Source organism: Streptomyces sp. NPDC086777, assembly GCF_040702065.1.
Taxonomy (GTDB): Bacteria; Actinomycetota; Actinomycetes; order Streptomycetales; family Streptomycetaceae; genus Streptomyces.
Window position 1 is genome coordinate 54,114 of sequence record NZ_JBFBJI010000032.1, and the last position, 13,176, is coordinate 67,289.

The 13,176-nt window shown below is 73.9% G+C and carries 10 protein-coding genes; 4 read left to right on the forward strand and 6 right to left on the reverse strand.

Translation table 11 applies throughout. The features are described 5' to 3' along the window. Window positions 1-6: 6 nt before the first annotated feature. Complete coding sequence (gene tkt / locus AB0472_RS34370; RefSeq protein ID WP_366362365.1) at window positions 7-2,097, reverse strand: transketolase; 2,091 nt, start codon at window positions 2,095-2,097, stop codon at window positions 7-9. A 145-nt stretch (window positions 2,098-2,242) separates the two neighbouring features. Between tkt and AB0472_RS34375 the strand changes: the two genes are divergently transcribed. Both AB0472_RS34375 and AB0472_RS34380 read left to right on the forward strand, forming a co-directional pair. Continuing rightward, window positions 2,243-3,139, forward strand: a complete 897-nt coding sequence (locus AB0472_RS34375) for an AraC family transcriptional regulator (protein WP_366362367.1) — start codon at window positions 2,243-2,245, stop codon at window positions 3,137-3,139. Window positions 3,140-3,234: 95 nt separating this feature from the next. After that, window positions 3,235-3,756 (forward strand): hypothetical protein, encoded by a 522-nt coding sequence (locus AB0472_RS34380; RefSeq protein WP_366362369.1) that lies wholly within the window; start codon window positions 3,235-3,237, stop codon window positions 3,754-3,756. Window positions 3,757-3,830: 74 nt separating this feature from the next. Here AB0472_RS34380 and AB0472_RS34385 read toward each other — a convergent pair whose 3' ends face one another. Both AB0472_RS34385 and AB0472_RS34390 read right to left on the reverse strand, forming a co-directional pair. Then, window positions 3,831-5,240: a glycoside hydrolase family 16 protein gene (locus tag AB0472_RS34385; RefSeq protein WP_366362371.1), complete on the reverse strand. Its 1,410-nt coding sequence runs from the start codon at window positions 5,238-5,240 to the stop codon at window positions 3,831-3,833. A 291-nt stretch (window positions 5,241-5,531) separates the two neighbouring features. After that, a complete protein-coding gene (locus AB0472_RS34390; RefSeq protein WP_366362373.1) occupies window positions 5,532-6,779 on the reverse strand; it encodes an Ig-like domain-containing protein in 1,248 nt (415 codons plus the stop codon). 317 nt (window positions 6,780-7,096) lie between these two features. Between AB0472_RS34390 and AB0472_RS34395 the strand changes: the two genes are divergently transcribed. Beyond that, window positions 7,097-9,766 carry an FAD/NAD(P)-binding protein gene (locus tag AB0472_RS34395; protein ID WP_366362375.1) on the forward strand — a complete coding sequence of 890 codons (2,670 nt, stop codon included), beginning with the start codon at window positions 7,097-7,099 and terminating at the stop codon, window positions 9,764-9,766. A gap of 426 nt (window positions 9,767-10,192) precedes the next feature. Continuing rightward, window positions 10,193-10,591: an NEW3 domain-containing protein gene (locus AB0472_RS34400; RefSeq protein ID WP_366362377.1), complete on the forward strand. Its 399-nt coding sequence runs from the start codon at window positions 10,193-10,195 to the stop codon at window positions 10,589-10,591. Between the two features lie 33 nt (window positions 10,592-10,624). Here AB0472_RS34400 and AB0472_RS34405 read toward each other — a convergent pair whose 3' ends face one another. From AB0472_RS34405 to AB0472_RS34415, 3 genes are read right to left on the reverse strand one after another with little or no spacing between them, the layout of a single operon-like run. Beyond that, complete coding sequence (locus tag AB0472_RS34405; RefSeq protein ID WP_366362379.1) at window positions 10,625-11,965, reverse strand: lanthionine synthetase LanC family protein; 1,341 nt, start codon at window positions 11,963-11,965, stop codon at window positions 10,625-10,627. A 9-nt stretch (window positions 11,966-11,974) separates the two neighbouring features. Continuing rightward, window positions 11,975-12,748, reverse strand: coding sequence for an IclR family transcriptional regulator (locus AB0472_RS34410; protein WP_366362381.1), 774 nt, complete (start codon window positions 12,746-12,748; stop codon window positions 11,975-11,977). Then, window positions 12,745-13,164 carry a MarR family transcriptional regulator gene (locus AB0472_RS34415; RefSeq protein ID WP_366362408.1) on the reverse strand — a complete coding sequence of 140 codons (420 nt, stop codon included), beginning with the start codon at window positions 13,162-13,164 and terminating at the stop codon, window positions 12,745-12,747. Before AB0472_RS34415 ends, AB0472_RS34410 begins: the two co-directional genes overlap by 4 nt. Window positions 13,165-13,176: the final 12 nt, after the last annotated feature.

Genomic DNA, 13,176 nt, shown 5'->3' on the forward strand with positions numbered 1-13,176 from the left:
GGCGGATCAGGCGGTACGGGCGGCGGTGAGCGACTCGCGGGCCGCCGCGGCCACGTGCTCGGCGGTGAAGCCGAACTCGGCGAACAGGGTCTTGGCGTCGGCGGAGGCGCCGAAGTGCTCCAGGGAGACGATCCGGCCGGCGTCGCCCACGAAGCGGTACCAGGTCAGGCCGATCCCGGCCTCCACGGCGACCCGCGCCTTCACGGCCGGCGGCAGGACGCTCTCGCGGTACTCGCGGGGCTGCTCCTCGAACCACTCCACGGACGGCATCGACACCACGCGGGTGCCGACCCCCTCGGCCTCCAGCAGGTCACGGGCCTCGACGGCGAGGTGCACCTCGGAACCGGTGGCGATCAGGACCACCTCCGGGGTCTCGGTCGACGACTCGCGCAGCACATAGCCGCCCTTTGCCGCGTCCGGGTTCGGCGCGTACGTCGGCACGCCCTGGCGGGTCAGCGCGAGCCCGTGCGGGGCCGGGTGCGTGGCGTGCCTCTTCAGGATCTCGGCCCAGGCCGCCGCGGTCTCGTTGGCGTCGGCCGGGCGGACGACGTTCAGGCCCGGGATGGCGCGCAGCGCGGCCAGGTGCTCGACCGGCTGGTGGGTCGGGCCGTCCTCGCCGAGCCCGATGGAGTCGTGCGTCCAGACGTACGTCACCGGGAGCTGCATGAGCGCCGACATGCGGACGGCGTTGCGCATGTAGTCGGAGAACACCAGGAAGGTGCCGCCGTAGATGCGGGTGTTGCCGTGCAGGGCGATGCCGTTCATCTCGGCGGCCATCGAGAACTCGCGGATGCCGAAGTGGACGGTACGGCCGTACGGGTCGGCCTCGGGCAGCGGGTTGCCCTTCGGCAGGAACGAGGACGTCTTGTCGATGGTGGTGTTGTTGGAGCCCGCGAGGTCGGCGGAACCGCCCCACAGCTCGGGCAGCAGCGCGCCGAGCGCCTGGAGGACCTTGCCGGAGGCGGCGCGGGTGGCCACCGCCTTGCCCTCCTCGAAGACGGGGATCTCGGACTCCCAGCCCTCGGGGAGCCGGCCGGCCACGACCCGGTCGAAGAGCCGCGCCCGCTCCCCGTTCCCGGTGCGCCATTCGGCGATGCGCTTGTCCCAGGCCGCGTGGGCCTCGGCACCCCGGTCCAGGGCCCGGTGGGTGTGGGCCAGCACGTCGGCGTCGACCTGGAAGCTCCGCTCCGGGTCGAAGCCGAGGACGCGCTTGGTGGCGGCGACCTCGTCGGCGCCGAGCGCGGAGCCGTGCGAGGCCTCGGTGTTCCGGGCGTTCGGGGCGGGCCAGGCGATGATCGTGCGCATGGCGATGATGGACGGGCGCTCGGTCTCGGCCTTGGCCGCCTTCAGGGCCGCGTACAGGGCGTGCACGTCGACGTCGCCCTCGGCGGTCGGCTCGATGCGCTGGGTGTGCCAGCCGTAGGCCTCGTAGCGCCCCAGCACGTCCTCGGAGAAGGCGGTCGCGGTGTCGCCCTCGATGGAGATGTGGTTGTCGTCGTAGACGAGGACCAGGTTGCCGAGCCTCTGGTGACCGGCCATCGAGGAGGCCTCGGCGGAGACGCCCTCCTCCAGGTCGCCGTCGGAGACGATCGCCCAGATGGTGTGGTCGAAGGGGGAGGTGCCCTCGGCGGCCTCGGGGTCGAAGAGGCCGCGCTCGTAGCGGGCGGCCATCGCCATGCCGACGGCGTTGGCGACGCCCTGGCCGAGCGGTCCTGTGGTGGTCTCGACGCCGGCCGTGTGCCCGTACTCCGGGTGACCGGGCGTCTTCGACCCGTGCGTCCGGAAGGCCTTCAGATCCGCCAGCTCCAGCTCGTACCCGGCGAGGAACAGCTGGGTGTAGAGGGTGAGCGAGGTGTGCCCGGGGGAGAGGACGAAACGGTCCCGGCCGGTCCACTCCGGGTCGGCCGGGTCGTGGCGCATCACCTTCTGAAAGATCGTGTACGCCGCCGGGGCCAGGCTCATCGCGGTGCCGGGGTGCCCGTTGCCGACCTGCTGTACCGCGTCGGCCGCGAGGAGGCGGGCCGTGTCCACGGCGCGCCGGTCGAGGTCGGTCCACTCGAAGCCGTCGTCGACGCCCACCGATGTCTGCGTGCTCATCTTCAAGAAGTCCTCGTTCGAAGCGTTCTGGCTGGCCTGACGCGTTCAAAAGTAAAAGTCTGACTTTTGGGAGGGAAGGTCGGGGTGTGTCAGCCTGTGGTGAAAGTGGGACACGGATCTTCGACAGGGACGGCACGAGAAGGACATGGCGGACAGAACGCCCGACGGGCCAGGCGACGGTGACGGAATCAGGACCTTCCCCTTCCCGGTGGATCTGAGCGTCGGCGGCGTCGGCATCCAGGTCGGCCCGATGGGAACCGAACGCCTCTGGCACGCCGACGCCCCGCTGGAGCGCGTCCACCGCATCGACTTCCACGTGGTCATGCTCTTCACCGAGGGCCCGGTCCGCCACATGATCGACTTCGCCGGGTACGAGGCCCGGGCCGGCGACCTGCTCTGGATCCGCCCGGGACAGGTGCACCGCTTCTCGCGGACCTGCGAGTACCGCGGAACCGTCCTGACCATGCAGCCCGGCTTCCTGCCGCGGGCCACCGTCGAGGCGACCGGCCTCTACCGCTACGACCTGCCGCCGCTGCTGCGCCCCGACGCCCCGCAGCTCGCCGCGCTCCAGGCCTCGCTCGCCCACCTGCAACGCGAGTACGAGGACACCGAGACCCTCCCCCTGAGCCTGCACACCTCGGTGCTGCGGCACTCCCTGACGGCGTTTCTCCTGCGCCTCGCCCACCTCGCGGCCACCTCGGCGGAGGCGGCCCGCAGCCAGGCCGACACGACCTTCACCCTGTTCCGGGACGCGGTGGAGAGGGACTTCGCCACCAACCACAGCGTCAGCGCCTACGCCGACAGCCTCGGTTACTCCCGCCGCACCCTGGTCCGCGCGGTCCGCGCCGCGACGGGGGAGACCCCCAAGGGCTTCATCGACAAGCGGGTCGTCCTGGAGGCCAAGCGCCTCCTCGCCCACACCGACCTCCCGATCGGCCGGGTCGGCGCCGCGATCGGCTTCCCGGACGCGGCGAACTTCTCCAAGTTCTTCCACCTGCACACCGGTCAGAGCCCGGTCGCGTTCCGGGCGGAGCTGCGCTGAGGCGGGCGGGAAATTCGCGCGCGGGGAGTCCGGTGCCCCTTCTGTCGTGAACCGCTGCCGTCCGCCCGGGACGGCCGGAGGGGAGAGTCGGCGGCGTGCCCGATGTGTACGAGGCCCTGTTGGACGCCGAGTTGAGCAAGGCGTTCGACGTGTGGTCCGGCTATCTCGATGCGCGGACGGGCGAGGATCCAGGGGTCCGGGCCGCGCTGCGCTCCCTGCTGGACGACGCCCGCGCACTCGCCGCCGAGGGTGACAGGGCCGTCGCCCGCGCCCGCCTGGCGGACATGGACGACACGGCCCGTGCGGCCGGCCTGGCCTGGGCTCCGATGCCGCCCCGTCCCTGCGAGGCCGACCGGCAGGCCCGCGACTACGTCAAGGACACGGTGCCCCCGCTCCCGCTGTGCCTGCGGGACCGTCTCGATCACATCGTGGTCACCCTGGCGGTCACCGGCTACCGTCTCCGCGACGCCGGCGACCTCGACGCAGCCACCCGCGAGGACATCGGCTACGTCACCGCCCGCGCCTGGATGGCCCTCGACCTCGCCCATGTGGCCGCGGCGCAACGCGAACTGGAGCGCCTGAAGGCCATCGCGCGACGCTGTGGCGTGGAGCCCTGAGAGCCGCACGGGCCTCCGGCCGGCGCGGGGCCGCCCCGCGCGGTGACCCTCGCGGAGCGGCCCCGGCTCCCGTGTCAGTGGCCGAAGTCGAACCAGTTCACGTTCACGAAGTCCGCCGGCTGGCCGCTGCTGAAGGTCAGGTAGACGTCGTGGGTGCCGGTCACCGAGCTGATGTTGGCCGGGATCGTCGTCCAGGTCTGCCAGCCGCCGGTGTTGGCGACCGAGAAGCTGCCGACAGGGGAGTTGGAGGGGCTGTCCAGCCGGACCTGGACCTGGCCGCTCACCCCGGAGGCCGCGCCGCTCGCCACCCTCGCGTAGAACTGGGTGGCCGCCGTGGAACCGAAGTTCACCCCCCTGTAGAGCGCCCAGTCGCCGTTGGCGACGTAGCCGATGTCGGAGCCGCCGCCGGTGTCCGTGGTGGTCTCCGTGCTGACGCCGGACTGGCCGTCGTACGACTCGGCCTGGATGGTGCTGTAGGCGTCACGGTTGCCGGTCGGCGGGGTCGTGGTACCGCTCCCACTCTGTGAGAGCACCTGGACGTAGTCCACGAGCATCGGGTGGCCGGACTCGGTGGCGGAGGTCGGGCCGCCGCCGAAAGCGGCCGGGAAGCCGCCGCCCATCGCCACGTTCAGGATGACGAAGAAGCCGTGGTTCGTGGCGTTGGCCCAGGTGGTGGCGTCCACCTGGTTCGCCGTCACGGTCTGGTAGTTGACGCCGTCGACGGAGAAGCGGATCGCCTCGGGGCTGACCGAGCGGTCCCACTCCATCGTGTAGGTGTGGAAGCCGGACTGGCAGGTGGTGTTGGGGCAGGCGGTCGAATTGCCGAGCCCCGTCGTCTCGTTGCACGGGCCGCCCGAGCCCGTGCCGCAGTGCATGGTCGCCCACGTCTTGTTGATGCCGTTGACGTTCTCCATGATGTCCAGCTCGCCGACGCTCGGCCAGTTCTGGTAGTTGCCCCGGTAGGGGGCGCCCAGCATCCAGAAGGCCGGCCAGTAGCCGAGGGCCGCGTTGCCCGTGACGTTGGGCATCTGGATGCGCGCCTCGACGCGCAGTTTGCCGCCGGCCGGGGGCTGGAAGTCGGTGCGGTTGGTCTCGATCCGGCCCGACGTCCAGTTGCCGGCCGAGTCGCGCAGCGGGGTGATCTTCAGGTCGCCGCTGCCGTCGAGAGCGACGTTGCTGGTGCTGTTGGTCATCGTCTCGACCTCGCCGGTGCCCCAGTTGCCGGCGCCTCCGGGGTACGAGGTCCCGGTGTCGTACTGCCAGTTGGAGGTGTTGACGCCGGTGCCGGCCGTGCCGTTGAAGTCGTCGAGGAAGACCTGGCTCCAGCCGGACGGCACGGAGGGGGCCGAGGCGCTGGCGGGCAGGGTGGCGGTCGTGGCGGCCGCGACCGCCAGGCCCATGGTGGCGAGCGTGGCGAGCAGGCCGCGGCGCAGCGAGCGCCGCCGTCTGTGGTCCGCAGGGGATATACCGGAGGTTTCACTCATGGGGGTGCCTCTCGGGTACGGAGTTGGGGGGTGCGGGTGGATCTCCGAGAGCGCCCGGAGTGCCGGGACCGTTGAGAGCGCTCTCAAAGTGGGCCCAATGTGCTCTCCGTGCCTGCGGCCGTCAAGAGTTAAAGCAAGGAATCTCCTTGTTTCTCCACATGGTTCAGGTGGTGAAGTCGCTCCCCGGCGGGCGTCGGCTCCCTGCTTCCCGCCACCCGGGGGACCAGTACGGACGTGCCGCTCCGCGCGTCCCGGGCATCTCGACCGCGGCGAGGCGTTGCGCGGCAGGCCTCAGACCGCGCTGCCCGCCTTCCAGTCCGTCCAGGACAGGTTCCAGCCGTTCAGGCCGTTGGAGGCCTCGACGGTCCGGTCGCCGGAGTTCCTGACGACGACGACGTCGCCGAGCATCGAGCTCTCGTAGAACCTGTAGCCCGCCACCGAGGAGTCGCCCGCGCCCTTGGCGTCGTGCAGGCCCACGCAGCCGTGGCTGGTGTTCTGGCTGCCGAAGACCGAGGTGGACGCCCAGTAGTTGCCGTGCACGAAGGTGCCGGAGGTGGTGAGGCGCTGGGCGTGCGGGACGTCCGGGATGTCGTACTCGTCGCCGAGGCCGACCGTGGAGGACTCCATCCGGGTCTGCGTGAACCGCTCGCTGATCACCATGATCCCGGACCAGGTGGTGTGGTCGGAGTCGCCGCCGGTGACCGGGTAGGTGGCGTACGTGGCGCCGTCCCGCTTCACCACCATCTGCTTGGTGGACAGGTCGACCGTGCTGATCTGCTCGCGCCCGATGTGGAAGGTGACGTCCTTGGACTGCACGCCGTAGACGCCGTCCGAGCCCTCCACGTCCTTCAGGTCCAGGCCGAGCGTGATCGTGGTGCCGGACGCCCAGTAGGTCTCCGGGCGGAAGTCGAGCCGGGTGTCGCTGAACCAGTGCCCGACGACCTCGACCGCCGGCTCGGCGGTCACGGTGATCGCCCTCTGCACGGCCGCCCGGTCCGTGACCGCGTGCGTGAAGTTGATCGACACCGGCATGCCGACGCCGGACGTGGAGTCCGCCTCCGGCGTGAAGTAGCCGACGAACGTCTCGCCGGGGGACCGGGTGGTGAAGGTGGCCACCGTCTCGTCGGCCGCGCCCTGCGCCTTCGCCGTCACCGTGTACTTCGTGCCGGAGTACGGGTTCTTCGCCGAGGTCCACTTCGTCTTCGCGTCGTTGAAACTCCCCGCGAGCGTCGACCCGTCGTTGCCCGCCACGGTCACGGAGGCCAGCGTGCCGTCGGCGACCGTGACCTCGACCGGGGTGGTGAAGTCGGCCTTCCGGGTGCCGGAGACGGGCGTGACCGTGATCGTCGCCTTCTTTGCCGCCGACTTCACGGAGGCGGTGGCCCCCTTGCCGCCGGTGCCGGCCGAGGCGTCCGCGGAGGAACTGCATCCGGCCAGCGCCGCCCCCGCGGGCACCGCGCCGAGAGCGGCGAGGATCCCGCGCCGGGACCATGTCCCCGACCGCCGTCCGGACCCGTTCGATATGTGCTGGACGCCCACGACACGCCTTCCTGACTTGTCCACCTGTGCCAGGGCATCCTGCGCCGGTTGTATGGGTGGTTCCTTTGAATCGCGGGGGCGCCCGCTGAGATTCCGATGAGGAGCGATGACGTCACGCTGCGCAGCCGCGGCCGATCCGCCGCGGACCGGGGAGTCGGCCGGAACCCGGGTTGTCCCGCTCCGCCGATCGTGAACAGAGTATGAACGCCCGACCGGCGGCCTGAGTTTCCGGTGAGATCACCTTCCCGGGCTGGCTTCCCCACCTACCCGATCGGAATAGTGAAGAAGCAGCAAGCCGACCCCGCCGGAGGTATTCCGTGACCGACGTCCGCAAGCGGCACACCGTGGCCATCGTGGGAGCAGGCGCGGCGGGCACCCTCACCGCCGTCCAGCTCTGCGAGACGGCGCACCGCCGCCGGACTCCGCTCGACCTCGTCCTGATCGACCCGGCCCCGGAGGCGGGCCGGGGCACCGCCTACGCCACCCGCGACCCCCGGCACCGGCTCAACGTGCCCGCAGGCAACATGAGCGCCTATCCCGACGACCCCGGGCACTTCGTCCGCTGGCTCTGCCGGCACGGCGAACCCGCCGTCACCGGCGCCGACTTCGCCACCCGCTACCGCTTCGGCGCCTACCTCGCCGACACCCTCGGCCAGGCCGTCGTCCGGGCCCACGGCACGGTCGCCGTACGCCGGCTGCGCACCCTCGCGGAGAGCTGTACCGGCACACCCGACGGCCGGGTGGAACTCCACCTCGCCGACGGGGGACCCCTGGCGGCCGACAACGCGGTCCTGGCCACCGGCCCCGCCGGGGCGAGCGCCGGCTGGGCCCCGCCCGCCCTGCGCACCTCGCCCCGCTTCGTCGCCAGCCCGTGGGCGCCGGAGGCGCTCGACCCCGTACGGGACAGCCCCGAGGACGTCCTCCTGGTGGGCACCGGCCTGACCGCCGTCGACCTCGCCCTCACCCTCGACCGCTCCGGCCGCACCGTGCACGCGCTCTCCCGCAGCGGGCTGCTGCCCCAGCCGCACGCCCTCGGCCCGGCCGGCGCGATGCCCGCCCCCGACGGCCTCGACGACACCTCGCTCGGCCGGCTGCGGCGCGCGGTCTACCGCCATGTGAGCCGCTCGGTGCGCACCCACGGCGACTGGCGCCCCGGCCTGGACAGCCTCCGCCCGCACACCGCCCGGCTCTGGCGCAGCCTCACTCCGGAGGAGCGCGAGGAGTTCCTGGCCCGAGAAGGCGCCCTGTGGAACACCCACCGCCACCGCATGGCCCCCGCCACCGCCGAACACGTCTCCCGCGCCCGCACCGCGCGGCGCCTGCACGTCCACACCGGCACGGTGGTGCGCGCCACCGAGACCCGAACCGGCTCCCTCGCCGTCGAGTTGTCCAACGGGCAGGTCCTGCACGCCGGTTGGGTGGTGGACTGCACCGGTCCGGGACGCCGTCCGGACACCCCGCTGTGGCGGGCCCTGTTCGCCGCGGGGCTGGCCGTCCCCGGCCCGCTGGGCATGGGCGTGGCCACCCACGACGGACAGCTCGCCGACGCCCGGGGCCGGGTCGCCGGACCCCTGTTCACCCTCGGTGCCCCGCGCCGGGGCGAGTTGTGGGAGACCACGGCGATCCCCGAGATCCGCGTCCAGGCGGCTGAGCTGGCCCAGCGGCTGCTGCCGCCACCGGCGTGCCGCCGGGGCTCGCGGCGGCCGGCCGACGGGCAGGGGCTGCCGCTGTCCACGCACGCCGAGGCGGCCGCCGCCTACCGCAGCGGCCTGGACCGGGTCCTCAAGGTGCGCTCGGGCGCCGAGGACGCGTTCGCCCGCGCGGTCGCCCTCGACCCCGGCTTCGCGCTCGGCCACGCGGCCCTCGCCCTGCTCGGTCACGAGTGCGCCGCCGCCGTCGACGTGCCGCGCGCCCTCGCCGACGCCCAGCGCAGCGCCCGCGAGCGCGCGGACGACCGCGAGCGGTCCTTCGTGGACGTGATCACCCGCCGGGTGACCGCTGACGACGGCGACGAGGCGCTCGTACGGCATCTGCGCGCGCACCGCGGCGACGCGCTGGCGCTCGCGGCGGCCGTGCCGACCATCGCGTTCTCCGGGGTCAGCGACCTGCAGGACGACGACGCCCGCAGGCTGCTCGACCTGACCTCGCCCGCCTACGACGGGCACTGGTTCCATACCTCGCTGCTGGCCTTCCTGCGCCAGGAGCAGGGGCGGCTGCACGAGGCGGGCGAACTGGCCCACCGCGCGCTGGCCGCCGAGCCGGCCTCCGGGCACGCGGTGCACGCCCTGGCGCACGTCCACTACGAGTCCGGCGCGCACGAGGCGGGCCGGGACTGGCTCGACGGCTGGGTGTCCGGGCGCGGCCGGGGGGCGGTGCACCGGGCGCACTTCTCCTGGCACATCGCCCTGCACGAACTCGCCCTCGACGACCCGGATGCCGTCCGCCGGCGGTGGTTCGCCCAGCTCGCACCGGGCCGGGTGGTGAGCGGGGTACGGGCCCTGGTCGACTCCGGGTCGCTGCTGTGGCGGGCCCGGGTGAGCGACAGCTGGCGGGGCGACTTCCCGGTCGCGGGGGTGCTGGAGGCGGTGGAGCGCGACGTGCTGGAGCGGCCGCAGACCGCGTTCACCGCCCTGCACGCGGCCGTCGCCCTCACCGCCGCGGGCGACCTGGCCGCGCTGCGCAGGCTGCGCGATCACGCCGCCGGCGCCGACGGGGTGCAGCGCGAGGTGGTCGCCCCGCTGTGCGAGGCGTTCGCGGCGCTCGTCGAGGAGCGTTTCCAGGAGGCGGCCCGCGGCCTCGACGCGCTGCTGCCGGTGCTGCGCCGGGTCGGCGGCAGCGCGGCCCAGCGGGAGGTGGTGGAGGAGACCCTGCTCTACGCCCTGGTGTCGGACGGGCGTTGCGAGGCGGCGCGGCGACTCCTCGACGCCCGCCTCGACCGCACCCACGCCCCGCGCGACCGGCGGCTGCGGGCGGGACTGGCCCCCTGAGCGGCCGGGGGGCCGGGCGGCGGCCACGCGGCCGCGGGCCGGCCGGAGGCCGGTTCAGCAGCCGTCGATGCCGCAACGCCTGGTCCCCGCGGCACGTCAAGGCCGGCACCACCGACCGGCCCACCCCGCTCACCGACCGGCCTACCCCGCTCACCGATCGGCCCACCCTCGCCGAGCTCGCCGGCGCGCCCGCCCCCGCGGACGTCGACGGCCTCTCCGTCGCCCCGCTCCTGCGCGGCTCCGCCGGCCCGGCCCGCCACGACAGCCTCTGCTTCTACCGAACCACGACGGCGTCACCGCCCGCCAGAACGCCGCGGACCACGGCCGCGGCGACACCGGCTCGCCGAGGCCCTGCGGCAGGGCGACCTCAAGGCGATCCGGTTCGCCCCCGGCCAGAACCGCCGCGCCCCGGACGACCAGTGGGACGTGGAGCTGTACGACCCAGGCCGGGACCCCGGCGAGGAGCACGGCCTGGCCGCGGCCCGGCCGGCCCGGGCGGACGCCCCGGTGAAGCCGATGCACCAGTCATGGGCGCCGGCCTCCCCGTGCGGGCCGTTCGGCGTGCGCCTCGAAGTCGGGGGCCGGGGAACGGAGTTCACGGTCACCGCGACGCTCGCCGACGGCTCCGCCCGCCCCTGGAACGCCGCCCGGCTCGCCCTCGACATCCCGAGCGGCTGGACCGCCCACGCCCGGGACGCGGCCACCGCGCCCCGCCTGGACCCCGGCGAACGGCTCACCGTCCACTGGCGCGTCACCCGCCCCCGGGTCTCCACCGCCACGACGCTCACCTGCCGCGCACCGCCCGGCACGGCGACGACGAGGTGACGTACCCGGCGACGGCGACGGCGACGGCGGCGGTCAGGTGAGCACGGCCGGCCCCGCACCGCGCAGCCGCGCCGGCACCGCCCACCACTGGTCCGGACGGTCCACGACCGGGGCGTCCGGACCGCTGTCCAGGTACCGGGCGAGGCGCAGCAGGTAGGCCGCGATACCGGCCGCACCCTGCATCCACGACGTGCCCGGCGGCAGCAGCGGGGACTCGATGCGGTACTCCACGAAGCGCCAGCGGGCCCCCGCCGCGTCCCTGACCGCCCGCTCCACGAGCGCGTCGCCCATCCGGATCGCGGCACGCACCAGGGGGTCCGCCTCCGGCGTGCCCGCGAGGTCCTGGGCCGCGTCGAGGACGATGTCACCGACGCCGGCCGTCCCGCAGCAGCGGCCGTCGTTGTCCCAGAACCCGGGGCGCAGCCGGTCCGGCAGCCCCGAGGCGAGGGTCGAGGTGAGGCAGCGCTGCCGCAGCTCCCCGACGTCGTGCCCCGCCACCTCGGTGACGCCCGCGTGGGCGAGCGCCGTGAACAGGTGCGAGGTGCCCGCCGGGCCGTGGCACCAGGTGTACGTCACCGGTTCCACCTCCCGCTTCGACGGCGGGATCGTGTGCGGGACCACGAACCCGCCGTCCGCGAGGGAGCCCATGGACAGGACGTGGCGGGCCGCGTCCGCGGCGGCCGCGACGAAGTCCTCGCGGTGCGTCGCCGCGCCCGCCACCGCCAGGGCGGCGCCCACCCCGGCGGCGCCGTGGGAGTAGTTCGGGGACCGCGACTCGCTGCCCGGCGAGATCCCCCAGTCCAGGCCCGCCGCCGTGCGGTCGGCCATCCGCAGCAGGGCCTCGCCGCCGGTCGTCGCTATCCGCTCCGCGTACTCGCCGCCCGCCCAGACCGCCGTCATGACCACGCCCGCGACGCCCATGACGATGTCGGTCAGGGGCGCGTCGGAATCCGGTACGAACGCGGTGGTGGTCCGCCAGCCCTCGGGGGTCGCGAGCTCGGCGAGCCGCCGCAGCACGACCGTCTCGCTGCCCGGTTCGAGCAATCGCAGCGCCGTGGCGTGGCCCGCCAGACCGAGGTAGAGCGAGGGCTCGGTCACGACGGGTGCCCGCGCCGACAGCCGGTCCACGATCCCGGCGGCCAGGTCCTGTTCCGGCGCGCTCAGCGGCCGGTACCGTGCGATCTCCGCCAGCACCGGGGCGAGTCCGGCGATCCCCGCGTAGAGCGAGTCCCGGTCCTCCTCGGGGGCCGGGTCCCCGGTGCCCTCGTCCGGCACCGTCTCCGGCAGCCAGGGGCCCTCGTCGTCCCGCACCTGCCCCAGGACCCACGTCCAGGCGGCCTCGCCCAGTTCCCGGTAAGCCTCGCTCGTCGTCACCGGGACACGCTACACGGCCCGGCCCGTCGTCCGGTCCGGCTGCCAGCCCAGCGCCCGGGAGATCCCGCGGGCCGCCAGCCGCACCGCCGGGACCAGCACCGGCACCTGGGCGTCGGCCTCGGGCACCACCACCGAGACGGCCGCGACCACCTGTCCGGTCGCGCCGCGCACCGGAGCCGCCACCGACAGCGCGTCGTCGGTGACCTGCCGGCTGCTCACCGCGGCCCCCGTCCGCCGGACCTCGGCCAGCGAGCGCCGCAACCGGTCCGGGTCTATGACGGTGTACGGCGTGAAGGACGTCAACGGGCCCGCGCAGTAGTCCTGCTGGAAGCCGGGCGTCTCGTGCGCGAGCAGGGCGAGCCCCACCCCGGTCGCGTGCAGCGGCCAGCGGGCACCCACCCGGATGTGCACGCCCACCGCCGAACGCCCCGACAGCCACTCGATGTAGACCACGTCCGGCCCGTCCCGCACCGCCAGCTGCACGTTCTCGTGGGTCGCTTCGTACAGGTCCTCCAGGTAGGGCAGCGCGATCTGCCGCAGGGCGAGACCGCGCGGCGCCAGCGCGGCGAGTTCCCAGAGCCGCAGCCCCACGTGGTAGACGCCGTCCGCGTCCCGCTCCAGCGCGCCCCACGTGGTGAGCGCGCCGACCAGGCGGTGCGCGGTGCTGAGGGTGAGCCCCGCCCGGCGGCTGATGTCCGTCAGGCTGAGCGCCGGGTGCCCGTGGTCGAAGGCGGCCAGCACCGCGAGCAGCCGGTCGGGCGCGGAGCGGGCGGCGGCGGTCATGGCCGGTCGGCGACGCGCAGCAGCAGGGCGTGCAGCGTCGCCCGCTCGGCGGGGTCCAGCGGGCCCAGCAGCTCGTTGGTGACCCGCTGGCCGGCCTCGTCGGTGTCCCGCAGGAACGCCTGGCCGGCTCCGGTGAGCACCACGATCCGGCTGCGCCGGTCGTCGGGGGAGGGGCGCCGCTCGGCGAAGCCCAGCTTCTCCAGGTCGTCGACCAGGCCGACGATCGCGCTCGGGTCGTAGCCGAGCCGGGCGCTCAGCTCCCGCTGGAGCGAGCCCTCCGAGCCGGCCAGGAACCGCAGCACCGCGTAGTGGCGCAGCCGCAGCCCCGACTCCTGCAGGAACGAGTTGAAGACCTGCCCCGAGCGCAGCCCCAGGCGGTAGAGCAGATAGCCCGTGTCCGCGTGCAGCCCGCGCATCCACGGCTCGTC